The sequence below is a fragment of the Caballeronia ptereochthonis genome (genome assembly GCF_001545075.1).
GTDB lineage: Bacteria > Pseudomonadota > Gammaproteobacteria > Burkholderiales > Burkholderiaceae > Caballeronia > Caballeronia ptereochthonis.
Genome location: NZ_FCOB02000003.1, coordinates 37,377 through 60,743, shown reverse-complemented (window position 1 = coordinate 60,743; position 23,367 = coordinate 37,377). Strand labels below are relative to the sequence as shown.

Here is a 23,367-nt window from a genome sequence, read left to right as displayed (position 1 = left end):
CCTAAAGTTCCTCCTTGTCTCGTTCGTGCCTCGCGGGCGCGCTTTGCGCGGTCTCAGTGCTTCCTCAACGCCGGCGCCGGCCGGAATCCCCTGAACCGCTCCCGCCGATGCTCCTCGTCGAAATGCGCGCGCGCGGGCTTCACGAGATCGCTGCGCGAGACGATGCCCACGAGCCGCATCGACTGCTTGTCCGCGACGACGGGCAAACGCTCGAACTCATGCACGGCGAGGCGCGTCGCGGCGAGCCGGCAGGGTTCGCCCGGCAGCGCGAACGCCGGTGCGCCGTCCTGAAGCCTGCGCAGCGCATCCCCGATGCTCGCGCCCGCGTCCTGCACCGACGACGCGCCGATCAGCGTCCCGAGCAGCGCCCGATCCAGCATCCCGACGAGCACGCCGTCGCGCACCACCGGATACGCACGATGCATCTGCTGCGGTCCGAAATGCTCCGCGAGCACGTCGGAGAGGGGCGTGGCCGCGTCGATCGTCTGCACGTCGCGCGTCATGACTTCCTCGACATGATGCCGCTCGAGCGGATCCACGCCGTACTCGCGATAGATGTGATACCCGCGCCGCGCGATCTTCTCCGTCATGATCGAGCGGCGCATCACGACGGTCGCGAAGCCGTGTGCGACGAGCGTCGCCGCGAGCAGCGGCAACAGCGCGTTGCTGTCGTGCGTGAGGCCGAAGGCGAAGACGATGGCGGTGAGCGGCGCGCCCAGCGTCGCGCCGAGCGTCGCGGCCATGCAGACGAGCGGCCAGAGCGCGGCGTCATGCCCCGGCAGGATCACGCCGAGCGCGGTGCCCAGGCCCGCGCCGAGCATCAGCAGCGGCGCGAGCACGCCGCCCGACGTGCCGGAGGCGAGCGCAACGACCCAGATCACCGCCTTCACTGCGAGAATCGACAGCGCGACCTGAACGGCGATGTGCCGATGCAGCAGGTCGCCGATCACGTCGTAGCCGACGCCGAGCGCGCGCGGCTCGATGAACCCGCCGATGCCGACGAACACCGCGCCGATCGCCGGCCACCACATCCAGTGGATCGGCAGCTTGCCGAACAGGTCCTCCAGCTTGTAGAGCGACGCCGACAAGCCGGAGGCCAGCGCGCCCGAAAGCAGTCCGGCGACCAGGCACGACAGCAGCGAAATCATGTGCGGCGGCTGCGTCTCGAGCGGAAAAAGCGCGCCCGTGCCGAACACCGACGCGCGCGCGAAGCCCGCGACGGCGCACGCGAGCGCCACCGGCAGGAAGCTGCGCGGCCGCCATTCGAACAGCAGCAGCTCGACCGCGAGCAGCACCGCCGCGACCGGCGTGCCGAACACGGCCGTCATGCCCGCCGCCGCGCCCGCGACGAGCAGCGTCTTGCGCTCGGCGGCGGTCACGTCGATGCACTGCGCGATCAGCGAGCCGAGCGCGCCGCCCGTCATGATGATCGGTCCTTCCGCGCCGAACGGCCCGCCGCTGCCGATCACGATGCCCGAGGACAGCGGCTTCAGGATCGCCACTTTCGGCGACATGCGGCTCTTGCCGAAGAGAATGGCCTCGATCGCCTCGGGGATGCCGTGGCCGCGAATCTTCTCGGAGCCGAAGCGTGCCATCAGCCCGACGATCAATCCGCCGATCACCGGAATCGCGATCACCCACGGCCCGAGCATATTGAGCGCGGGCGAGCGGTCCGCGACGGAGAACGTGCCGAAGAAGAACAGATTCGTGAACAGGTGGATGAGCCCGAGCAGCACGACGGCCGCGAGCGTGCTGATTCCGCCGATGACGGCGGCGAGCCCGCAGATCTTCAGCAGCCGGTCGTTGACGGAAAAATCGCGTTTGTGATGGTCCATGCGAAGTGCTCCAGATGGATCAAAGATCGATTTGCGGCACGCGGAAGGCGCCCTCGAGCGACTTGAGCTCCGCGCGATGCAGCGCCGCGAGGCGCGACAGCACATCTTCGCCGCGCGCTTCGAGATGCACCTGCACTTGACGGCGATCCTCGGGGCTCGGTGCGCGCCTCACGAGCCCGGCCGCCTCGCAGCGCGTGACGAGCGCGACGACGCCGTGATGCTGCGATTGCAGCCGCTCGGCCAGCTCGCCGACCGTCGCCCAGGCGCGGCCCGGATAGCCCTTGATGTGCAGCAGCAGCAGGTACTGCAGCGGCGTGATGCCTTCGTCCTGAGCGGCGCATTCGGAAAAGCGCTCGAAGCGCCGCATCTGATAGCGGAATTCGGACAGTTGCTCGAAGTCCGGCTTGGTGAGATTGCGCGGAGTAGTCATCTGATATCCGGATAGGCGCGGGCGAATCAGGCGCTCTTGCGCTCGCCCGCGAACGATTGTCGATACAGACCCGAAATCAGGTCGGTCTCGGTGATCATGCCCGCGAGCTGATCGCGTGCGTCGACCACCGGAATGTGGTGGTGCCCGAAGTGCGCGAACATCGGCACCAGCTCGGCGATGGCGGTGCGCGTGTTCACGGTGCACACGTCCGTCGTCATCAGCGAGGCGACGACGGGCGGCGTCGCGGACGCTCCGCGCGCGAAGCGTTCGATCGCGCGCCGCATGCCGTCGAGCAGTCCGCGGCGGCGCACCGGCGCCAGGTCGGCGCGCGTGACGATGCCGCACACGCGGCGCTTCGCATCGATCACCGGCAGCGCCTTCACGTGATGCCTGTCGATGAGTGCGAGCGCCGCCTGCGCGCTCGTCTCCGGCGTGACCGACACCACCGCGCGCGACATGATGTCGGCGCAGGTGAACTCCGTGAAGCGGCGCGCGTAGGCCTGCAGCTGCGTTTCGCGCAGGAGCGCTTCGAGATCGTCCGGATCGACGTCGAGCATTTCGCTGCGGCGCGCGAGCACGGCTTCCAGATCGGCGCGCGTGAACGACGCGGCGTCCGCCGGCGCGTTCGCGGGCTTCGGCGCGGCGTGTCCGTGCGGGTAGCGGTGTCCCGTCAGCGCATGAAACACGATGGCGGAGGAAAGCAGCGCCGCCGACTGGATCGCCACCGGCGCGAGCACGAAGCCATAGCCGAGCGCGTGAATCGCCGGGCCGCCGAGCACGGCGGTCAGCGCGACCGCGCCCGAGGGCGGATGCACGCAGCGCAGCGCGAACATTGCGCAGATGGCGAGCGCGACGGCGAGCGCGGCGGCGTCGACCGGATCGTGGACGAGTATCGCGCAGGTCACGCCGACCGTCGCCGAGACGATATTCCCGCCGATGATCGACCACGGCTGCGCGAGCGGACTCGCGGGCACGGCGAAGAGCAGGACGGCGGACGCACCCATCGGCGCGATGAGAAAGGGAATCGCGGACGCGTCGCCGATGAGCAGATGCGCGAGGCCGCCCGTCAGCGCGATGCCGATCAGCGCGCCCAGGCCGGCGCGAAGGCGCTCGGTCCAGCGCAGCGTGACGGGAGCGGGGAGAAAGCCATGCAACCAGCGAAGCAATGCGATGCGCGACACTTTTTTCAGCGTTCCGGGGAGAGTCAGTGGAAGTACACACTGGCTGGCCGGGGAATGGCGCGAAAGCGAGCGTGCGACAAGCGCGAAATTATATCTCAATATGATACAAATTGTCGCGTCCCCTGGTTCGGAACGTTCGGCGGCATGCGCGCAGCGGCGCCATCCTCCTGTACGATGAACTTTCCCTTGCGCGGCGCGGGCGCGAATCGCCGGATCTTTCCCGGCACCTGAACATGGCTCGTTTATCGGACGGTTTCGTCTGTCGTTTGACGTGCGCCGTTTTGCGGATGATGGCCGGCGTGTGGGCGTGGTCCTGCCTCGTCGCCGTGCATGCCGCACAGGACGACGATCCCTCGACCATCGTCAGCGACGTCCATGCGTTCGTCGTCGCGGAAGACGGCTCGCTGACCGAGGACGACGCCACCGTGCTGCGCGCGAATACGTCGGCGGGCGTCGACGAGATCGCGCAACGCTACGTCTGGTACGACAGGAGCGTCTCGAAGGTGGAGATCGTCGAGGCGTATTCCGTCGATGCGAACGGCGTGCGCCACGACGTCTCGCCCGACCAGATGCGCGACATTCAGGAGCCGCGCTCGGCGGGCGCGCCGACGTTTCAAGACGCGAAACTGCGCGCGGTGATCTTTCCGGCGGTGGGCATCGGCTCGACGGTGCATCTGCGCTTTCGCAAGAGTCAGGCGGCCGCGGTGATTCCCGGGGAATTCAACTATTTCGTCGATCCGGGACAGCGGCCGGTGCTGGATCAGCGGCTGGTTTTCGACCTGCCCGCCGACAAGCCGCTTCATGCCGACGCGCGCGGCTATGTCGCCGAGCCGCCCGTCACGGAAAACGGCCGTACGCGCTACGCGTTCGACTACCGGCGTGAGCGCTTCGCGCGCATCGAGAGCGGCTCGGTCGGCTATGCGCAGTACGGCGACCGCCTGATGGTCACGACCTTTCCCGACTACGCGAGCTTCGCGAAAAGCTACCGCGACGCGGCCGTCGACCCCGGCGCGAGCGATCCCGCCGTGCGCGCGCTCGCGCAATCGCTCACGCGGAACGACGCCGACGACCGCGCGAAAGCGAAGACGCTCTACGACTGGGTGCGCCGCAATATCCGCTACGTGGCGATGTTCATCGGGCAGAGCCCCGCGGTGCCGCATCGCGTGACCGAAGTGCTCGCGAATCGCTACGGCGATTGCAAGGATCACGTCGCGCTTTATGGCGCGTTGCTCGCCGCCGTCGGCATTCGCAGCGAGCCCGCGCTGATCGGGCTCGGCCCGGTGTATGCGCTGCCGTCGGTGCCGGGCTACGGCTCGGGCGCGATCAATCACGTCATCACGTGGCTGCCGGATCTGAACGTGTATGCGGACAGCACGGCGTCGGGCGTCGAGTTCGGCTTTCTGCCGCTCGCCGACATGGACAGGCCCGCGCTGCGGGCCGATTCCGGCGTGCTGTCGCGCACGCCCGCGACGCAGGCGCTCGCGCGCACGGCGCGGCTGCAGATCGACGTCGCGCCGCAGGGCGAGGCGAGCTTCGCCTATTGGGTCGAGGACGCCGGATGGAGCGCGGAAATCGAGCGGATGAACCTGCGGCTCGCGAATGCGCAGCGGCGCGACCAGATCGCGGCGGACCGCCTGCGCTTCACCAACCTGCGCGGTGCGGGCGCCCTGACGACGAGCGACGTCGACGCCACCGGCGGCCCGTTCGCCACGACCTTGCGCGGCACGCTGGACGACGTCGTCTGGCCGACCGGCACGACGGCGCTGCCGGCGCTCACGAGCCTTTCGGGCGGCATCGCGACGCAGACGCGCAACTGGCTCGCCGAGCGCACGCGCACGCAGCCGTACATCTGCATCGGCGGGAGCTTCGACGAGGTATCGCAGATCGCACTGCCGAAGCACATGCGCGTCGCCGGAATGCCGGACGATCTGGATCTGACTAGCGGCTTCTTTCGCTACCGCTCGCGTTATCTCCTCGATCCGGCCACCAACGTGATTCAGATCTCGCGCACGCTGGAGGCCGACTTCGGCAAGCAGGTCTGTTCGCCCGAGGATTTTCAGGCGGCGCTGCCCGCGCTCAGGAGGATCGAGCGCGATACGCAGGAGCAGATCATCGTCAGGGCGGCGGGACGATGAAGGCGCTCACTCCATGTCCCGCGCGACGCGGAACCCGTTCTGCGACTGCCGCACGCTCGCGCTGTACTTGAAGCGCGTCGCCGACTGCATGTAGCCCGCGCCTTCGCGCCACGAGCCGCCGCGAATCACGCGCACGGAGCAGGAAGGATCGTCCCAGGTGCGGCCGTCGGCGGGCGCGCCCTTGTACGAGCTATGCCAGCAATCGGCGACCCATTCCCAGACGCTGCCGTTCATGTCGTACAGACCGTAGGGATTCGGCGCGAACGATCCGACCGGCGTCGGCGCTTCGGGACGATACGGATCGCCGCAGTCCTTGCAATCGGCCGTGCCTTTCCTCATCTGATCGCCCCACCAGTACGTCGACTGGGTGCCGCCGCGCGCGGCGTACTCCCATTCGGCTTCCGTCGGCAGGCGATACGACTTGCCGCCCACCTTGCTCAGCCATTTGACGTACACCTGGGCGTCGTCCCAGCTCACGTTGCGCATCGGCGAATTGCCGGGCGGCGCGGTCGTCGCCTCGCTGTCCGGCGCGACGCGGGTGCACGCGCCCGCGTCGGCGCAAGCGTTCCATTGCTCCACCGTCACCTCGTATTTGCCGATCGCGTATGGATGCGCGATCGTCACGCGATGCGGCGGCTTCTCGGCGGGATCGTCGTTGTTGCTGCCCATCGTGAAGCTGCCGGGCGCGATCGGGATGAGCGCCGGGCATGACGGGCAATCCTTGATTTCGCCGCCTGCGGTTTTTGCGGCGGGCTTCGCCGCCGCGGCCGCCGCAGCGGGCGCGGCCGTCGATGGCGCCGCCGATGCGCTCGGGCGCGGCTTCTCCGGTGTCGCGGCTGTCGACGGCGCCGGCTTCGGCGCGGGGGCGGCGGGCGTGGGCGTGGCCGGAGGCGTCGTCGCGGGCTTCGCGCTGCCCGCCGCGCGCAGGCGCTCGATGCGCGCCTTCGCCAGCGCCGCGAAACGGCCGTTCGGATAGGCCTTCAGATACGCCTCGTAATCGCTCGGATACGTGCTGTCCTTGATGGATTCCCAGAAGGTCAGTTCGTACTGCTCGTTGCTGTCCTTCGGAAGGATGCCGCGCGTGCGAATGGCGTCCGAGCGGGAGGATTCGGCCTGATCGACTGCGCTTGCAGCCGCCATGCGCATGACCGGCGATGCATCGGCGATGGCGAACGCGCGTTCGAGCGTCGAGGCGATCCACGGCCGCTGAATGCCGCGCGATTCGTGCGCGACGTCGGATGCGGCGGCGCCGAACGTATCGGCGGTCACGAACCTGCGCTTGCCGAGCGCGCGCAGCAGCGCCGCCGTGTAGCGGCCGTTGCGCCCGCTTTCGGCCGCCGCATCGCCCGGCGCGGCCGCATAGGCGATGAGCGTGCGCGGCGGCAACCGCCACGCTCGATCGCCCGTTTTCTCGAAAGGACCGGAAAGGCACATGTCCAGCACGACGATATTCGCCGCGCCCGGCCTCGCGCGCGCCATGCGCTCGACGATCTCCCTTGCCGCGATGCTCTTGCCGACGAGCGTCGCGGGCGCGTCCTCGCGCGCATCGAGCGGCAGGAGCAGCGCATCGCCGCCCGCCTGCACGCCATGACCGGCGAAATAGACGAGACCGGTGTCGCGCGGTCCGAGCCGGGCGGCGAACGCATCGATGGCCTGGCGCATGGCCGCTTCGTCGAGATTCGCGCGGCGCGTGACATCGAAACCGAGCGCGGCGAGCGCGGTGCTCATGTCGTTCGCATCGCGCGATGCGCCCGCGAGCGGATGATCGCCGTAGTCCGCATTGCCGATGACGAGCGCGGCGCGATGCTGCGCCATCGTCAAATCGGACGCCAGGGGCGGCGATGCGGCCGGAGCCGCGCATGCGGGCGCGAGCCCGCCGCCGATCGTTACGAACATGCCCGCGATAAGAAGAGTTCGCCACATATTCACACCCTGTGCGTTCGGCTTTGAGTGAGGCGCAGCGTTGCATTCGCGTTTCTGCGCAGTGGCTGCACGGGCGAGGTCTGCGCCCTTGTATCCGCCACGTCGCGCGCCTTGGCGCGACCGTGCGAGTGCAGCAACGACAACGATAGCACGCACGCATGCGCCACTTAATCCCCGGAAGGAAGGTATCCGCAAAGAGGTGCAAGGCGCCCACGCGCGTACGTATCTTTTTTAAACGTTACGTCCTAATCTAAAGCCGAAGGAAGACCGACTTCAACGCTTCGAGCACGTGCGTACGCTTGTGTTCGCTCGTGCGAGAGGCGAATTTTTCCGGCCCATTCGCGAGCCCTTTCAACGAGAGAGGCGTGCATAACATGCTGAGAAGAACCGTGCTTGGCGCGCTGGCTTCGCTTGCCGCACTCGTCGCCGATTCGTCGTTTCCCGCCGCGCGTGCGCGCACGCCCGCGCCGCCGAACGCCGAGGCGTACATCATCTGGCCTCCGGACGGCGCCGTGATCACCGGCGGCAAGCTCTGGGTGCGCATGGGCTTGCGCAACATGGGCATCTGTCCGAAGGGTGTCGATCTGCCGAACGTGGGGCATCACCATCTGCTGATCGACACCGACCTGCCGCCGCTCGATCAGGAGATTCCGTCCGATCGCAATCATCTGCACTACGGCGCGGGCGAAACCGATGCGCGCATCGAGCTTCCGCCGGGCAAGCACACGCTGCAGCTGCTGATGGGCGACTACAACCACGTCCCGCATGATCCGCCGGTCTACTCGAAGAAGATCACCATTACCGTGAAATGAGCGGTGAACCGAACGGAGCAACCCGCGCACTTGCCGAGGGCACACGACATGAAGAAACGATCCGCTGACGCGCTCGCGCTCTCGCGTGCGATCCTCGCTGCCGCCACGCTCGCGGCGGCGTTCGCCGCGCCCTGCGCGCTCGCCGGGCCGACGCCCGCGCCCGCCAATGCCTACGCGTACATCGGCTATCCGAACAACGGCCAGACCTTGCCCGCGGGCAAGCCGTTCAAGGTCTGGTTCGGGCTGCGCTACATGGGCGTCGCGCCGCGCGGCGTGAAGTTTCCGAACACGGGACATCATCACTTGTTGATCGACGTGGACTTGCCGCCGATGGATCAGGAGATTCCATCGGATCGCAATCATCTGCACTACGGCGCCGGCGAAACCGAAACGATGCTCGAGCTGCCGCCGGGCAAGCACACGCTTCAGCTTCTGATGGGCGATGACAAGCACATACCGCACAACCCGCCGGTCTATTCCAAGAAGATAACGATCTACGTCAAGTGAGGCCGGGCGCCGCGCGACTCGCGCGGCGTCTTTCCCGAATTTTCGGCTTCGGAACCGCATGCGTCATGCGGATGGAGACGTTCGTCCGCGCGTTCCGAAGAGATGTCGTTCGGCGGACGACAGTTGGAATCCGAAGTGTTGGTCGCAAGGCGTCATGCGCCGCAAGCGATGCGCACTGACGGTGGCGGGCCGACGGGGGAGAAAGCCATACGCAGCAAGGCGCCGGCAAAAAGAAGCGAGGCGGCGGGCCGCTTGGCACACCCTATGCATTTAACCGGTGCGAGCAGACAAGTTGCTCCAGCCCGCCACCGAATGCGCGACGCGCACCCAAGGGGTATCGAAATGAAGACGCTGACCATCAAGGACCTTCCCGTCACCGAAGAGCTCGATCGCCGTGCAATGTCCGCGGTACGCGGCGGCAATGCGTTGCTCTACCCCGGCTTCATCTCCGGATTCGACGTGTCGAAGATAGCGATGACCTTCGCCCCGCAGCAGTTCATCGGCCAGACGCAAACCACGACGACCGAGAACGGCAGCAACATCGCGTTCGCCGACGGCCTCACGGCGCGGGCGAATGTCGCGCCGAAGCAGGACGCGAGGAACATCGCCAACGTCAACTTCGGCGTGGCGGGCGACCTGGCCTGAGCGATCGCGATCGGTGCAGGGAATCGATCGAGCCGTCACGCGGCAAGGCATCGGTGCAGTCATGCAGCAAAAGCGGGGCACGGGGCGCGCCGCTGCAACACCGCCCGCATGAAGGGCGTCGCGGTCGAAGCGCCGGATCGACAGCGCCCGACCGCCTCACGGACGCGCGACGTGTCGCAGAACACGCGCGCGCCACGTGACTTAACCCGTATGGAGTCGCGGTGCGCCGTGTGATTTACTTGATGTATCGAACGGTCGGCGTCGCGCTTCTCACACCCAACACCGACCGTCGGTGCGCGTTCACCGGGAGCGAGATCGTGCGTGCCTTGTTGCCATCGTTGCGCGTATATGTCGGGCGCGAGTGGAGCGCCTTGCCGGCTCTTCGACGCGCGTCCGCCGCGGCCGGGCTCTGCGCCGCCGCGCTGCTTTCCGGTTGCATCGACGTGAAGGTGCCGACGTATCAGCGCCCCGACACGCCGGAAAAAACCGCCTTCACGAAGATCGACGCACCCAAGGTCGCGGCGTCCGACACCATCCAGCCCGACTGGTGGAAGCAATTCCAGGACCCCTACCTCGACTCGCTGGTGGAGAAGGCCATCAACGGCAACTTCGACATCAAGGTGCTGGCCGCGCGCATTCAGGTGGCCGGCGCGCAGATCGGCGAGGCGCGCGCGGGCGCGCTGCCCTCGATGGATCTCGGCGCGGGCGCGGCCTTCGAGAAGACCACCGGCCAGCCGTTCTCGAAGCAGTACAACCTGGCGACGCAGGTCAACTGGGACATCGACATCTGGGGCGCGGTGGAGAAGGGCGTGCAGGCGCAGAAGGCCGAGTTCCGCGCGACCGAGGCCGACTGGCGGGCAGGCTATCTCGAACTCGTCTCCAGCGTCTCGACGACGTACTTCCAGATTCTTCAGTTCGACGATCAGATCGAGCAGCAGAAGCGAACCATCACGACGAACCAGCAGATCCTGACGATCTTCGAGGGCATGGAGAAGAACGGCCTCGTCCCGCACACGCAGGTGCTCACGCAGCGCGCCGAGCTCAACCGCCTGACGCGCGAGCTGCTGGAGCTGAAGCGCTCGCGCGACCTCGCCGACAACGCGCTCGCGACGCTGACCGGCGTACCCGCCGGCGAATTCAAGGTGCCCGCCGGCAAGCTGCAAAAGCGCGTTCAGGTTCCGCCGGTACCAAGCGGCCTGCCTTCGCAGCTGCTTGCGCGGCGTCCGGATCTGATCGCGGCCGAGTATCGCGTGCTGGAAGCCTACGATCTCGTCGGCCAGGCGAAGCTCGCGCAGCTGCCGACCATCAGCCTGACCGGACGCGGCGGCACGGCGAGCTTCGCGCTCACCGATCTGTTGAAGACGTTCACGTTCAGCTTTCTGCCGAGCATCAATATCCCGATTCTCGACCCGAGCGTGCGCGCGCACGTCAAGACCACCGAGGCGCAGACGACCGTCGCCGAACAGCAGTACCGCAGCACGGTGATGAGCGCGTTCGAGGAAGTGGAGAACGCGCTCGTCAACCTCGATTCGCACATGAAGCAGCGCGGCGAGCTGCAGCAGGAAGTGGATCAGTTGACGGTGGTCGCCGCGCAGATCGATGCGCAACTGAAGGAAGGCGTGATCTCGCAGCTCGAAGTGTTCGAGACGGAGCGCACGCTGCTCGCCGCACAGCTCGCATTGCTCGCCAACCATCAGCAGATTCTTTCCGACACCGTGACGCTCTACAAGGCGCTCGGCGGCGGCTGGCCGACGGTCGACGTGCAGAGCGCGAGCAAGGACGGGCTGAAGTGAGCCGTTACATCAGCGGCGGCGCGCAATGATCTGAGGAACGCCGTGCAGGATAGCTAACGATCGTTCTTAAATGGCTGGATAAATCGCTGGTTTATGGCGTCATGCGCCAGTGCTGCGTGATTGACTACGACGATGCGTGACTTAAACTCTCAACAGCCGCCGGTGGCGAATGACATCAATCACGGCGCGTTCCAACCTGTCCATGCGCCCGAGCTTGCCGGGCCTTCCCCTGGCGCATCGGCGGCAGCGGCTGGACGTACCTCGTGACATGGACATGGCTCAAGGCTTTTCCGTTGCGGAACAACAGCCGAGCGTGGGCGAGGCGTTCGATGTCATCCTGAAGCCCATGCCGAATCGCGAGCTCGGGAGCGACGCCGACAGGCTGAGCGAAATCCGCATCGACGAAAATCTCTTCGCGATCGGCCGCGCCGAAGCGCCGTTCGACGCGAGCCCGCCCGACGCGGTGGCGCAGCTCTCGCGCCGGCATGCGCGCATCTTCATCGAGCACGGTCTCGTCTATATCGCCGATCTCGGCAGCAAGAACGGCACGGCCGTCAACGGCGCGCCCGTGCGCGACACGCCCGCGCGCGTGCGCGACGACGACGTCATTTCCTTTGGTAGCCGCCTTTCGTATCGCGTGCAGCTTGCGCCGCGCGCGCGGCGGCTCGGCGCGGCGAAGCAGGTCGGCATCACGCTCGTACCGCAGCGCGACGATCTCGGGCTTCAGCCGATCGAGCTCGCGCAGTTTCCGTTTCTCGTCAGCAAGACCGACGCCACGTTCTCGCGCTATCGCGACCAGTATCCGCATCAGGTGAACTACGTGTCGCGCCGGCACGCCCATGTGTTCGTCAAGGGCGGTGCGCCCTTCGTCGAGGATCTCGGCAGCACCAACGGCACGTTCGTCAATGGCGAGCGGCTCGGCGCATCCGCGGTCGGGCTCAAGGACGGCGACACGGTCGCGTTCGGCGGCACGCACTTCGCGTACACGGTTCACGTGCACGGCGACGAAGGCGAATCGACGCTGACCGAGATGGCCGCGCTCGATCAGGACGAATTGGACAGCGACAAGACGACCTTCGTCGGCTCGGCGCATTCGTTTCTCGATATCTTCTGCGTCGATCAGGCCGCGGCGCGCGAGGACGAAATCAACGAGGACGCGCGGCCGTTGCCCGCCGAGGAAAGCTGTCAGGATGCGCGGCACGCGAAGCGCGGCAAGTTCGCGCTCTTCGTTGCCGAGTTGCGCAAGGCGCTCGCGAGCGACGACCCCCGCGCGACGCGGCGCACGCGCATCGTGGTGGCTGGTGTGCTGGCCGCGCTCGTCGCGGGCGGCGCGGCGCTTTTCTATGGCGGTTCGTCCGAGCGTCAGGCGAAGTCGCTGATGGCGCACGGCGAATATGGCGAAGCGGCCGCCGTCACGGACGACTATCTGAAGTCACATCCGCAGAACACGCATTTCGCGTCGATGAACACCGAGGCGGTGCTCAAGTCGAACGTGCCGCGCTGGCTCGTCGCGCTGAAAAAAGGCGATTTCGCGAGCGCGGACGCGATCATCGCGCAGATGAGAGCGCTCAGCGAGCACAACGCCGAGGTGCATGGGCTGCTGGACGAGCTCGAATGGATCGGCAAGCTGGAAGGCTTCGTGATGGGTCGAGGCGGCACCGATGCGCCGATTCGCATGTACGGCGACGAGTCGCGCATCGGCGCGATCCTGAAGCACTGGGAAGCGGATGCGGCGGGACATCAGCGCGATCTGGACCGCATCGCGGAATACGTGCCCGAGTTTCGGGAGCCGTACGCGCTCGCGCTCAGCCATCTGCGCAAGCTGCAAAGCGACGATTCCGTGTATCTCGCGGCCATCGACCGGCTCGATGCGAGCATCGTCAAGAGCCTCGCTCAGGACGATCCCGATTCGATCAGCGCGACGCTCAAGGACTACGCCGACAAGTATCCGCGGCTTGCCGGGCTCGATCGCGTGCGCGCCGATCTCGACGCCTATTCCGGCCTGCGCCGCAATCTGAACGGCGCGAGCCTCGCGTCGCTCGCAGGATCGCTGACGAAGGCGAATTTCTCCACGCCGCCGTTTCAGGAGAAGTTTCGTCAGATGAGCGCGAGCAAGCTGCCGCCGCCCGACGTGCTCGCGCAATACGCGGCCGTTTCCGATGCGTGGAACCACGGCCGCGGCGCGCAGGCCATCGACGGCCTGCAGAAGCTGCCGCAAGGCTCGTGGTCCGCGATGGTGCAAAAGGAGCTCGCGCACAAGAAGGCCGTGGCCGCGCAGTTCGCCGATTTGCAGAAGGCGCGCGGCTCCAAGGGCTATGAGGATGCGCTGCTCTCGTTCTACGAAACGCTCGACCTCGACGGCGACGCGTACTACGCGAAGGCGGTCGCGCCCGAAGTCGCATCGTTGAAGGACAAGGCGATCGGCCGTGCGCAGGCGCTCATGACGCAGGCGCAGACGCTCTGGCAGCAGTATCGGACGAACGGCGGCATCGGCGGATCGCAGCGGCTCGAATCGGGCGTGTCGGATGTGTTCCGCACGCAGGCGAAGCTGCTGTCGGACGCGCAGGACGCCGCCACGCGCGGCATGCGCATCTTCAGGCAGGTGAAGGCGGACGCCGCCACGGCGAAGTGGACGGCGCTCGCCAGCGAGATCGACACCGAGGCGGACCTGCAGCGGCGCTCGCTGCAGGACTTGCGCATGGTGCTCGAACCAGGGCTTCTCAATACCAAGCTGAGCTTGATCGGCGGAGGCACGAGCAGTGAAGAGAGACGCACACCTTAAGCCGCTGTCGGAGGCGCTCGGGGAGCACGGCGCCGAAGGCATCGCGATACTCACGGCCGAGCCGCTCAAGCTCACGCAGGCGCTCGTCTTCGCGATGGTGGCGCTCGTCGGCTCCGCGCTCGTGTGGTCGTTCGTCGGCCATGCGGACGTGATGGTCACGGCGCAGGGCACGCTCGCGCCCGAATCGGAAGTGCGCCGCTTCTACGCGCCGATCGACGGCGAGCTCGCCGATCTGTATATCGCGGAAGGCCAGCCCGTGCGCAAGGACGACGTGGTCGCGCGCCTGAACGCGCGCGGCGCGATCGAGGCGGCGACCAACGCGCTCGAAGCGCAGCTGAAGCTCGACGACGCCGAGCGCGAATGGAAGCAGTTCCCCGAGAAGAAGCTCCTGATGGAGCGCAAGATCGCCGCGCTCAAGGATCAGATGGATGTCGAGGAGCATCAGCATCAGCAGCGCGTGACCGAAGGCACGAGCAAGCTCGCGGAAGGCCAGAAGGCGCAGCTGCAGGAAGCGCGCAGCACGCTGGAGAATGCGCGCCGCGCGCGCGATGCCGCCAAGGTCGATCTCGACCGCTTCCAGCGCCTGTTCGCGCTGCCGGGCGGCGGCGGCGTGTCGCAGGCGCAGGTCGATGCGAAGCGCAATGCGTATCTGGAAGCGGACGGCGCCTATCGCGTCGAGCAATCGCGGCTGGCGGAGCTGGACTTTCGCCTGAGCCACGATTTCACGCAGGCCAAGCGCCAACTGGAAACGAGCGGCCAGGAAGCGACGAGCCTGCGGCTGCAATACGAATCCGCGATGCGCGAGGTCGCGAGCACCGAAGACAAGTTGCGTCTGCAACTACAGACGGCGCGCCTCGTCGCCGATGCCGCCGCGCGCATCAAGTTCGAAAACATCGACAAGGACAACTTCCTGCTGATTCTCGCGCCGGTGTCGGGCGTGATCACCGATGTCACGTCGACGCAGCCCGGCGACAAGATTCAGGCGAACACGCCGCTCGGCGGCATCGCGCCGGCGAATGCGAAGCCGGTGCTGAAGATCGAGATTGCCGAGCACGATCGTGCATTCCTGCGCGAGGGGCAGCGCGTGAAGCTCAAGTTCAACGCGTTTCCTTACCAGCGCTACGGCGTGATCGACGGCACGCTCGCGTTCATTTCGCCCGCGACCAAGCCGAGCCCGACGACCAAGCAACCGGTTTATGAGGGACGCGTGACGCTCGATCGCGATTCCTATCAGATCGCGGACACGAAGTATCCGCTGCGCTACGGGATGACGGCGACCGCCGAGATCGTGGTGCGCGAGCGGCGCCTGATCGACCTGGGGCTCGATCCCTTCCGCAATGTGGCGGGATGAGAGGTCGAGGGTTTCACGCACGGCAGGGTTTGGGCAGGCTACGAGATCGACATAACACCGAACGGAGAACGACATGACGGCGATTGTGCGTATCGACGACGAATTGGTCGACGTCGGCGAATTCATCAGGTTATTGAAATTGAACGGCCAGTTCGACGGCCTCATCGAGCAACTGGTGCGCGACAAGCTGACCGTGCGCGCGGCGAAGAAATCGGGCGTCGATGTCAGCGCCGATGAAGTCCAGAACCGCGCCGACCAGTTCCGCCGCATTCGCGGGCTGCATCGCGCGGCGGACATGAACAACTATCTCGACGCGCTGCACGTGAGCCTAGACGAGTTCGAGGTCTACATCACCGACACGCTCTATCAGGAGAAGATGCTGGAGAAGGTCGGCACCGAGCGCGAGATCGAGGAGTATTTCCAGCTCAATTCGCCGAAGTTCGACAGCATCGAGGTGAGCCATATCCTGCTCGATACCGAAGGCAGCGCGAAGGAAATGATCTCGTATCTCAACGACGATCCCGACAGCTTCGCCGACATGGCGCGCGAGCACTCGCTCGCCGACACGCGCGACGCGGGCGGCGTGATCGGGCGCGTGATGCGCGGTCAACTGAAGCCGGATATCGAGGCGAAGGTGTTCAACGCGGAGGTCGGCGATTTGCTTGGGCCATTCGTGTCCGCGGACGGAACGTCCTACGAGATTTTCGCGGTGACGGCGAAGTATCCCGCCAAGCTCGACGAGGACGTGTCCGGCGAAATCCGCCGTCTCCTGCGCGAGGAATGGATGATGGCGCGTGCGCAAGAGCATGTCATCGAAGCACGCTGAGTCAATCACGATAAGCCGACCCTGATCAGACATGGACGCCCCATCGAGCCTTGATTCGCCCGCCGACTTTCTCTCGTCGGTGGAGATTCTCTCGCCGTTTTCGCGCGAGGAGATCGAGCAACTCGCCGCGCATGCCGAGTCGCGCCGTTTCGGCTTCGGCGAGACCGTGTGCAACGCGGGCGATGCGGCCGACGGGCTCTATATCGTCAAGGCGGGCTCGGTGCGCATCTTCACCGAGGAGCACGGCAAGGAAATCAGCATGGGGGTGAAGAAGGAGCGCGAGACCTTCGCGGATATCGCGATGCTGCGCGACTACCGCCATGAATCGTCGGTGCGCTCCTCCGGCAAGACCGAGCTGCTCTATATTCCGCGCCTCGCGATCGAGCCCGTCATCGCGAAGAATCCCGCCGCGCTCGCGTTCGTCACGAGCTATGTCGCGATCAATTCGGCGGGCGGCTTCGTCGCGAAGCTCTTCGACTTGCGCGGCAAGCTCGACCGTGCCGAGCTGGAGGAGTGCGTGCGCAGCGTCGGCGTGAAGCGCGTCGGCGAGGGCAAGGAGATTCTGAAGCAGGACTCGCGCGACGATCGGCGTCTCTACGTGGTGCGCCAGGGCGAGGTGCGGATCGTGCGCGAGGAGGGCGGGGAACGGCATCTGCTCGCGACGCTCGGTCCCGGCGAGATCTTCGGGGAGAAGGCCTGCGTAATGCGCCAGGAGCAGATGGCGTCCGCCATCGCGAGCGCCGACACGCGCCTGCTCGTGATACCCGAGAAGACGGTGCACTTCATCATCGAGCGCAACGTGAAGCTGCGCGAGGTGCTGGAAGAGCGCATCCGCTTCACCGAGCGCGAACTGCAGCGGCAGAAGAAGCTCACCGAGCGCCGCAAGCTGCCCGCGATGCTCGATCTGCACACGAAGCCAGAACTGGGCGAGCGCGTGATCAAGCGCTTCGCGTGGGTCGAGCAGGCGGAGGAGATGGATTGCGGCGCCGCGTGCCTGGCGATGATCTGCCGCCACTACGGCATCAACATGACGCTCGGCAAGCTGCGCGAGCTCGCCAACGTGACGACGCAGGGCGCGACGCTCGACTCGCTCGCGCGCGCGGGCGAGTCGCTCGGCTTCACGACGCGCGGCGTGCAGTGCACGTTCGAATCGCTGCGCGGCTTCGAGATGCCGTTCATCGCGCACTGGGAGGGTTACCACTACATCATCGTCTATGGCGTCTCGAAGGACAACGTGTGGGTGGCGGACCCGGCGATCGGTTTCAAGAAGATGACGGTCGGCGAGTTCGAGCGCGGCTGGAGCGGCACGTGCCTGCTCTTCGCGCCCGGGCAGGACCTGACCCAGAAGGCCGTGTCGCGCTCGCCGTGGCTGCGCTTCGTCGGCTATCTGAAGCCGTACAAGCGGATCCTGCTGCACCTCTTTCTCGCGACCTTCGTCATTCAGGTGCTGGGGGTGATTCCGCCGCTCATCATCCAGAACATTCTCGACGGCGTGATCGTGCATCAGAACGTCGGGCTGCTGCATGTGCTGATTGCCGGTCTCATCATCTCGAGTCTGTTTACGCAACTGATGTCGACGATACGCGCGTATCTCGCGAACTTCATGGTCCGCAACATGGACTTCGCGATGATGTCGCAGTTCTTCAAGCACACGTTCTCGCTGCCGTTCGGCTTCTTCGCGAAGCGCAAGACCGGCGACGTGTTCGCGCGCTTCCAGGAGAATCACACGATCCGCGCGTTCCTCACGGAATCGACGGTCTCGACCGTGCTGAACCTGCTGATGATCTTCATCTACTTCACGATCATGTTTCTCTACAACGTGAAGCTGACCTTGCTGCTCATCGCGTTCGTGATCCCGATGACGGCGCTGACGGTACTCGCGACGCCGCGCATCAAGCAGAACGCGCGCGAGGCGTTCGCCTCGTCGACCGACGCGCGTTCGTACCTGATGGAAGCGCTGGGCGGCGTGGAGACCGTGAAGGGCATGGGCATCGAGCGCCCCGTGCGCCTGAAGTGGGAGAAGAAGTATGCGAAGTCGCTGGAGGTGCAATACAAGTCTCAGCGCTTCAATATCGCGGTGGGCTTGTGCAGCCAGTTGCTGAATGCGGCGACGACCATCGGCGTGCTCTGGGTCGGCGCGAATCTCGTGCTCGCGCGTGAGCTGACCATCGGGCAGCTGATCGCGTTCAATGCGTTCATGGGCAGCGTGCTCTCGCCGCTGATGGGCCTCATCAACCTGTGGAGCCTGCTGAACGACGCGGGCGTGGCGATGGAGCGCCTGGGCGACGTGCTCGACATCGAACCGGAGCAGAAGCCCGAAGACATGCAGCAGCGCGTGATGCTGCCCGACCTGCAGGGCGATATCAGCTTCAACGGCGTGTACTTCCGCTATGGCGACGGCGAGACGCCCTATGTGCTGGAGAACATCAGCTTCGACGTCAAGCCGGGGGAGCTCATCGCGATCGTGGGGCGCAGCGGCTCGGGCAAGACGACGCTCGCGAAGCTGCTCGTCGGCTTCTACGCGCCGAGCGAAGGCAAGATGACGGTCGACGGATACGATATCAAGGTGATCGACAAGGGCTTCTATCGCGCCCAGATCGGCTATGTGATGCAGAGCAATCTGCTGTTCTCGGGGACGATCGCGGAGAACATCGCGAGCGGCGATGATGCGCCCGACAGGCGGCGCATCGAGGAGGTCGCGAAGATGGCCGATGCACACCCGTTCATCGTCAAGATGCCGCTCGGTTACGAGCAGGTGGTGGGCGAGCGTGGCGTGGGTTTGTCGGGCGGGCAGATTCAGCGGCTATGCATCGCGCGGGCGCTCTATCACGATCCGCGCCTGCTCGTGTTCGACGAAGCGACGTCCGCGCTCGATACGCAATCGGAGAGCAATATCCTGGGCAACATGCAGGAGATTCTGAAGGGGCGCACGGCGGTCATCATCGCGCACCGGCTGTCCACCATCATGCGTGCCGACAAGATTCTCGTGCTGTACGAAGGCGGCATCGTCGAGCAGGGCAAGCACGACGAGCTCGTCGCGAGAAAAGGCATGTACTACCAACTCGTGCAGAAGCAACTGAGCGCAGCATGAAAATACTCGACCAACCGGAAAGCGACATCAGCGCGCCGACATCGGCGATTTCCTATGCGGGGCTCATCGAGAAGATCGAGATTCTGCGCTCGACGCTGCGATGGACCTCGCGTCTCGAACGGCCCGAGATCGAAAAGCTCCTGCGGCAGGCGAGCGCCTTGCGCGATGAAGTCATGCAGATGTCGCACAAGGAGCGCTTCGTGCAGGCGGCCGCCGCGGAGCCGAAGCGCGATCTTTCGCCGGGTGCGCGGCGCAAGGCTCTGCTCGAACGCAGCTTCGTGTTCGAAGGCACGTTCGGCGATAACCCCAAGCTGCTGGAGGCGCTGGAAATCGCCGAGAAAGCGGCGCCGACCGATCTTCCCGTATTGATCGACGGAGAAAGCGGCACGGGCAAGGAACTGATGGCGAAGGTCATTCACGCGAACGGCTCGCGCGCGGACAAGCCATATATCTCCGTGAATTGCGGCGCGATTCCGGACAACCTGCTGGAGTCGGAATTGTTCGGACATCGCAAGGGCGCGTTCACCGGCGCGACCAACGATCGCAAGGGCAAGTTCGAAAGCGCGCATACCGGCACGATCTTTCTCGACGAAATCGGCGAGTTGCCGCTTTCGGGGCAGGTGAAACTGCTGCGCGTGCTGGAGGCGCACGAGATTCAGCGCGTGGGTTCGGACGAGCCGATCGCGGTGGATACGCGCATCGTCGCGGCGACCAATCGCAATCTGCGGCAATGCTGCGATGAAGGGCGTTTTCGCGAGGACCTGTTCTACCGGCTCAGCGTGATCCATCTGACGCTGCCTGCGTTGCGCGAGCGGCGCGATGAAATTCCGCTCCTGCTCGCCTATTTCGGCGATGAAGCCGCGGCGACGTTGAAGCGCCGGCCGGTCAGGATGTCGCCGCGCCTGCGGGATTTTCTGCGTAATTACGACTATCCCGGCAATATCCGCGAGTTGCGGAACGTGGTGTATCGGCTGACTTGTCTCGCCGCCGATATGGCCGACGTCGAGCACCTGCCGGTGGACATCCGGCCGAAGTCGTCGCTGTCGCTGGCGATCAGCGGGCCGGCGGCGGGCGGGAACGGCATCGCGACGGCGAGTTCACTCGCGGAAGCGAAGCGCGTCGCGAGCGATGAGGCCGAGCGCGCGTTTCTCGAACGCGGCCTGCAGGAAACCGGCGGCACGGTGGCGGAGCTCGCGCGGCGGTATGAAATGAACCGGTCGCATCTGCAGATGCTTCTGAAGAAGCACGGGCTGCATTCGAAGGAGTTCAGGCTGGCGGCGCAGAAGAGCAGGGAGGCGGGGGAGTGAGGGACTTCGGTGATTGCATCCCCACGCGACGGCAGGTCTTGACGTCGCATGCGAAACCCGTGCTGGAATGGTTTCGCCAGCAAGGCAAGGGTTATCAGACACGGATCAACCGGCTTCTGCGCGCGTATATGCTGAATCAGCAGCGCCGTCACTGCTGACAGATCTCAAACCCCCGGATTCACCTGCGTCTTATCCGACGCCATCACATCCTCCGCATGCGCGACGACGACCGAGATATTGTCGCGCCCGCCGCGCGCCAGCGCGATTTCCAGCAGCCGTTGCGCCGCCATTTCGCAGTTCCCCGGCGCGAGTTCGCTCGCCATCTCGGCCTCGCTCACTTCGTTCGACAGCCCGTCGCTGCATAACAGGAACGTGTCGCCGTCGTTGAGCTCGAGCGTGTTCTCGTCGAGCTCGAGCACGTCGAGCGCGCCGACCGCACGCGTGATCAGATGCTGCGCCGGATGATTCAGCGCTTCCTCGGCCGTCAGCTGGCCGCGCGCCTTCATCTCCTCGACATGACTGTGATCGCGCGTCAACTGCACGAGCCGCCCGTGCCGGAACAGATAGATGCGGCTGTCGCCCGCCCAGACGTATCCGCATGTGCCGTCGCACGCAGCGAGCAGCACCACCGTGCTGCCGATGCGCGACACCAGGCGCCGCGCCGCTTCCGCGCGCAAGCGCTCGTTCACGTCGAGGAGCCGCGCGCGCGCATCGGCGACGACGTTCGCGAGCCCGTTCATGCCCGGCACTTTCGCGAGGCTCTCGATCACCATCCGGCTCGCCAGATCGCCGACCGCGTGCCCGCCCATGCCGTCGGCGACGGCCCACAGGCCGCGCTCGGGCGCATCGAGCAGCGCGTCTTCGTTGATCTGCCGCACGCAGCCGGTATCGGTGCGGGCGGCGGAAGTCCATCGAAACTCGGCGGTGAAGGTCACGGCAACCTCCGCAATCCTGGATGGCGTGTCGTCGAACGGGCGAAGCGGATGGCCCCGCTCATTGTGCGCCAACGCGCGCTGAAACGAACGTCGACGTGCACCGCTCAACCCGCGCGATTTCCCGCAATCGAATTCGGATTGACGGTGAGCGTCGCGCCATTCCCCGTGTTGCTGACGTTGACGCTCTGAAACTGATTGACCATCTGGCCGACCGTGACCGTGTTGTTGGTGATGTTGTTGGTCACATCGTAGATGTTGTTGGTGACATCGATGATATTCACGGCGCCGCCCAGGGTCTGCTGGCGGTCCGAAAACGGCGTGATCCAGCCGTATATCCACGGCGCGCCGCCTCCGCCGCTGATGGCCGACATCGCCGCGTGATCGAGTTCGCGCTCGTATTCGAGATCGGTGACGGTGATGACGCTCATGTCGGCTCTCCGTGGATGGCTTTGAAATCACGACGCACGCAGTCAATGCAAGGCCCGTGCCGGCCAGCATGTCCGACCGGCGCTTTTCGTCAAGTGGCCGGTCGGTGGGGCTCTGTCGGCATTGCCCCACCGGCGGGTTCCCGGTGCGGCGCGCGAATGAGTTGGATCACCGCCAACATCATGCGTTGGCGCAGCGGCGAACATCCAACACATCGACGTGCACGCGCGGATGCCTTTCTCAGGGGTCTGAAACCGTGTTTTCCCACCCGCGATTCTGACACTCATAGCCCAACAATCAGGTCGCGTGACTGTTGGCTCGGTCAGAACACCCGGCTTGGAACGAATCCTCGAAAATCTATCTTTATATTTGTAAATCAAAGACTTGGATAAGCTGGCAAGGATGATGCAAAGGACATGGCAACCCGGCGCCAAACAAACACATGGCGCCAGGCAAAAAAGAACCGGAGCCAGCCATGTCAACCAACCAACAATTCGGACTGAACGAACAGCAAGCCGCCGCCAGCGGCTTCTCGCTCGGCGACGAACCGGCTCTCGGCACCGAACTCATCACGCGCCGCTCCGGCTACGAACACCACGGCATCTACGCGGGCAACGGCATGGTCATCCACTATGCCGGCTTCGCGAAGTCGCTGCATCGCGGCCCGGTCGAGGAAGTCACCGTCGAGCAGTTCGCGGCCGGCCATGAAGTGACGATCCGCCAGAACCCGGCCGCGAAGTTCGTCGGCATGGAAGCGGTGCGCCGCGCGCGCAGCCGTCTCGGCGAAGACCAGTATCGCCTGCTCACCAACAACTGCGAGCACTTCGTCACGTGGTGCCTCGACGGCCGCGAACGCAGCCGTCAGGTGCAGGCGTGCTTCGCGCATCCGCGCGCGGCGCTGCGGGCCGTCACGGGACTCTTTCGCGCCTATGTCGCCGCCGAGCGCCGCCGCCGCATGAACGCCGCGCTCGCGGCCTGAACCCCACGCTTCGTCGATGCCTTCCGAGGAGACCATCATGCAAACCGCCGAAAATTCGCTGCACTGGGCCGTCGACAAGTGGCTCGCCCCGACTCCCGCGCATCCGGCGCGCGTCGTGCGGCTGTGCCGTTCGCATGTCACCGGCGCGCGCTATGTCTGCATCGAGGCGCAGCATCCCGGCGGCCCCCTCGCGATCATCTTCTTCAGGCACGATGACGGCTCCTGGAACGTGTTTCCGCCGCAGGCGAAGCGCCCGTCGATGAGCGCGGAGCGCCTCGCCGCCTGAACCCCTCGAGAATGGCCGGGGCGCGTCGGGCGGCCCCGGCTTTGACACGGCAATCCCGCTGCCGCTACTCTAGCTGCACCGATTCCGGCCATTCGATGAAGTCGCCGGGTCGCACGGATGCGG

General features: G+C 65.8%; 19 protein-coding genes. 13 read left to right on the top strand and 6 right to left on the bottom strand.

What is annotated here, in order from left to right:
- Positions 1-53 precede the first annotated feature (53 nt).
- The 3 genes from AWB83_RS03750 to AWB83_RS03740 are packed head-to-tail and all read right to left on the bottom strand — an operon-like array spanning position 54 to position 3,446.
- On the bottom strand, positions 54-1,835 hold the full coding sequence (locus AWB83_RS03750) for a chloride channel protein (RefSeq protein WP_087042918.1): 1,782 nt from the start codon (positions 1,833-1,835) through the stop codon (positions 54-56).
- A gap of 19 nt (positions 1,836-1,854) precedes the next feature.
- Positions 1,855-2,265, bottom strand: coding sequence for a MarR family winged helix-turn-helix transcriptional regulator (locus tag AWB83_RS03745; RefSeq protein WP_087042917.1), 411 nt, complete (start codon positions 2,263-2,265; stop codon positions 1,855-1,857).
- A 26-nt stretch (positions 2,266-2,291) separates the two neighbouring features.
- On the bottom strand, positions 2,292-3,446 hold the full coding sequence (locus AWB83_RS03740) for an HPP family protein (RefSeq protein WP_087042916.1): 1,155 nt from the start codon (positions 3,444-3,446) through the stop codon (positions 2,292-2,294).
- Positions 3,447-3,679: 233 nt separating this feature from the next.
- Here AWB83_RS03740 and AWB83_RS03735 point away from each other — a divergent pair, with 233 nt between their 5' ends.
- Positions 3,680-5,581, top strand: coding sequence for a DUF3857 domain-containing transglutaminase family protein (locus AWB83_RS03735; RefSeq protein WP_374729057.1), 1,902 nt, complete (start codon positions 3,680-3,682; stop codon positions 5,579-5,581).
- Positions 5,582-5,587: 6 nt separating this feature from the next.
- Here AWB83_RS03735 and AWB83_RS03730 read toward each other — a convergent pair whose 3' ends face one another.
- Positions 5,588-7,504 (bottom strand): SUMF1/EgtB/PvdO family nonheme iron enzyme, encoded by a 1,917-nt coding sequence (locus tag AWB83_RS03730; RefSeq protein WP_087042915.1) that lies wholly within the window; start codon positions 7,502-7,504, stop codon positions 5,588-5,590.
- Positions 7,505-7,878: 374 nt separating this feature from the next.
- On the opposite strand from AWB83_RS03730, the gene AWB83_RS03725 reads away from it, so the two are divergent.
- The 10 genes from AWB83_RS03725 to AWB83_RS37590 all read left to right on the top strand — a co-directional run bounded on the left by AWB83_RS03725 (position 7,879) and on the right by AWB83_RS37590 (position 20,776).
- Positions 7,879-8,316: a DUF4399 domain-containing protein gene (locus tag AWB83_RS03725; protein ID WP_087042914.1), complete on the top strand. Its 438-nt coding sequence runs from the start codon at positions 7,879-7,881 to the stop codon at positions 8,314-8,316.
- A gap of 48 nt (positions 8,317-8,364) precedes the next feature.
- Positions 8,365-8,823, top strand: coding sequence for a DUF4399 domain-containing protein (locus AWB83_RS03720; protein WP_087042913.1), 459 nt, complete (start codon positions 8,365-8,367; stop codon positions 8,821-8,823).
- 342 nt (positions 8,824-9,165) lie between these two features.
- A complete protein-coding gene (locus AWB83_RS03715; protein ID WP_087042912.1) occupies positions 9,166-9,468 on the top strand; it encodes a hypothetical protein in 303 nt (100 codons plus the stop codon).
- A gap of 317 nt (positions 9,469-9,785) precedes the next feature.
- Positions 9,786-11,261: an efflux transporter outer membrane subunit gene (locus AWB83_RS03710; RefSeq protein WP_244197558.1), complete on the top strand. Its 1,476-nt coding sequence runs from the start codon at positions 9,786-9,788 to the stop codon at positions 11,259-11,261.
- Between the two features lie 274 nt (positions 11,262-11,535).
- Entirely contained in the window at positions 11,536-14,043 is a 2,508-nt protein-coding gene (locus tag AWB83_RS03705) for an FHA domain-containing protein (protein WP_167389067.1), read from the top strand.
- The gene (locus tag AWB83_RS03700; RefSeq protein WP_087042910.1) at positions 14,021-15,394 is read left to right on the top strand and encodes a beta-barrel domain-containing protein; all 1,374 of its coding nucleotides are present in this window, start codon (positions 14,021-14,023) and stop codon (positions 15,392-15,394) included. The genes AWB83_RS03705 and AWB83_RS03700 overlap by 23 nt, the downstream gene beginning before the upstream one ends.
- Positions 15,395-15,467: 73 nt before the next feature.
- Positions 15,468-16,220, top strand: coding sequence for a peptidylprolyl isomerase (locus AWB83_RS03695; RefSeq protein ID WP_087042909.1), 753 nt, complete (start codon positions 15,468-15,470; stop codon positions 16,218-16,220).
- Between the two features lie 31 nt (positions 16,221-16,251).
- Positions 16,252-19,311: a peptidase domain-containing ABC transporter gene (locus AWB83_RS03690; RefSeq protein WP_087042908.1), complete on the top strand. Its 3,060-nt coding sequence runs from the start codon at positions 16,252-16,254 to the stop codon at positions 19,309-19,311.
- Positions 19,308-20,618, top strand: coding sequence for a sigma-54 interaction domain-containing protein (locus AWB83_RS03685; RefSeq protein ID WP_087042907.1), 1,311 nt, complete (start codon positions 19,308-19,310; stop codon positions 20,616-20,618). Before AWB83_RS03690 ends, AWB83_RS03685 begins: the two co-directional genes overlap by 4 nt.
- Positions 20,615-20,776, top strand: a complete 162-nt coding sequence (locus AWB83_RS37590; RefSeq protein WP_341866675.1) for a BrnA antitoxin family protein — start codon at positions 20,615-20,617, stop codon at positions 20,774-20,776. The genes AWB83_RS03685 and AWB83_RS37590 overlap by 4 nt, the downstream gene beginning before the upstream one ends.
- Positions 20,777-20,782: 6 nt before the next feature.
- Here AWB83_RS37590 and AWB83_RS03675 read toward each other — a convergent pair whose 3' ends face one another.
- Both AWB83_RS03675 and AWB83_RS03670 read right to left on the bottom strand, forming a co-directional pair.
- Complete coding sequence (locus tag AWB83_RS03675) at positions 20,783-21,553, bottom strand: PP2C family protein-serine/threonine phosphatase (protein ID WP_087043124.1); 771 nt, start codon at positions 21,551-21,553, stop codon at positions 20,783-20,785.
- Positions 21,554-21,657: 104 nt separating this feature from the next.
- Complete coding sequence (locus tag AWB83_RS03670) at positions 21,658-21,981, bottom strand: hypothetical protein (protein ID WP_087042906.1); 324 nt, start codon at positions 21,979-21,981, stop codon at positions 21,658-21,660.
- Between the two features lie 473 nt (positions 21,982-22,454).
- Between AWB83_RS03670 and AWB83_RS03665 the strand changes: the two genes are divergently transcribed.
- Positions 22,455-22,958, top strand: coding sequence for a lecithin retinol acyltransferase family protein (locus tag AWB83_RS03665; RefSeq protein WP_087042905.1), 504 nt, complete (start codon positions 22,455-22,457; stop codon positions 22,956-22,958).
- 37 nt (positions 22,959-22,995) lie between these two features.
- Positions 22,996-23,244: a hypothetical protein gene (locus tag AWB83_RS03660; RefSeq protein WP_087043123.1), complete on the top strand. Its 249-nt coding sequence runs from the start codon at positions 22,996-22,998 to the stop codon at positions 23,242-23,244.
- The last annotated feature ends 123 nt before the right edge of the window (positions 23,245-23,367 follow it).

Bases quoted from the DNA above. Each gene is read 5' to 3' on its own strand.
- AWB83_RS03750 (WP_087042918.1), bottom strand. From the start codon at position 1,835: ATGGACCATCACAAACGCGATTTTTCCGTCAACGACCGGCTGCTGAAG.
- AWB83_RS03745 (WP_087042917.1), bottom strand. From the start codon at position 2,265: ATGACTACTCCGCGCAATCTCACCAAGCCGGACTTCGAGCAACTGTCC.
- AWB83_RS03735 (WP_374729057.1), top strand. From the start codon at position 3,680: ATGGCTCGTTTATCGGACGGTTTCGTCTGTCGTTTGACGTGCGCCGTT.
- AWB83_RS03730 (WP_087042915.1), bottom strand. From the start codon at position 7,504: ATGTGGCGAACTCTTCTTATCGCGGGCATGTTCGTAACGATCGGCGGC.
- AWB83_RS03725 (WP_087042914.1), top strand. From the start codon at position 7,879: ATGCTGAGAAGAACCGTGCTTGGCGCGCTGGCTTCGCTTGCCGCACTC.
- AWB83_RS03720 (WP_087042913.1), top strand. From the start codon at position 8,365: ATGAAGAAACGATCCGCTGACGCGCTCGCGCTCTCGCGTGCGATCCTC.
- AWB83_RS03715 (WP_087042912.1), top strand. From the start codon at position 9,166: ATGAAGACGCTGACCATCAAGGACCTTCCCGTCACCGAAGAGCTCGAT.
- AWB83_RS03705 (WP_167389067.1), top strand. From the start codon at position 11,536: ATGGCTCAAGGCTTTTCCGTTGCGGAACAACAGCCGAGCGTGGGCGAG.
- AWB83_RS03695 (WP_087042909.1), top strand. From the start codon at position 15,468: ATGACGGCGATTGTGCGTATCGACGACGAATTGGTCGACGTCGGCGAA.
- AWB83_RS03690 (WP_087042908.1), top strand. From the start codon at position 16,252: ATGGACGCCCCATCGAGCCTTGATTCGCCCGCCGACTTTCTCTCGTCG.
- AWB83_RS03685 (WP_087042907.1), top strand. From the start codon at position 19,308: ATGAAAATACTCGACCAACCGGAAAGCGACATCAGCGCGCCGACATCG.
- AWB83_RS03670 (WP_087042906.1), bottom strand. From the start codon at position 21,981: ATGAGCGTCATCACCGTCACCGATCTCGAATACGAGCGCGAACTCGAT.
- AWB83_RS03665 (WP_087042905.1), top strand. From the start codon at position 22,455: ATGTCAACCAACCAACAATTCGGACTGAACGAACAGCAAGCCGCCGCC.
- AWB83_RS03660 (WP_087043123.1), top strand. From the start codon at position 22,996: ATGCAAACCGCCGAAAATTCGCTGCACTGGGCCGTCGACAAGTGGCTC.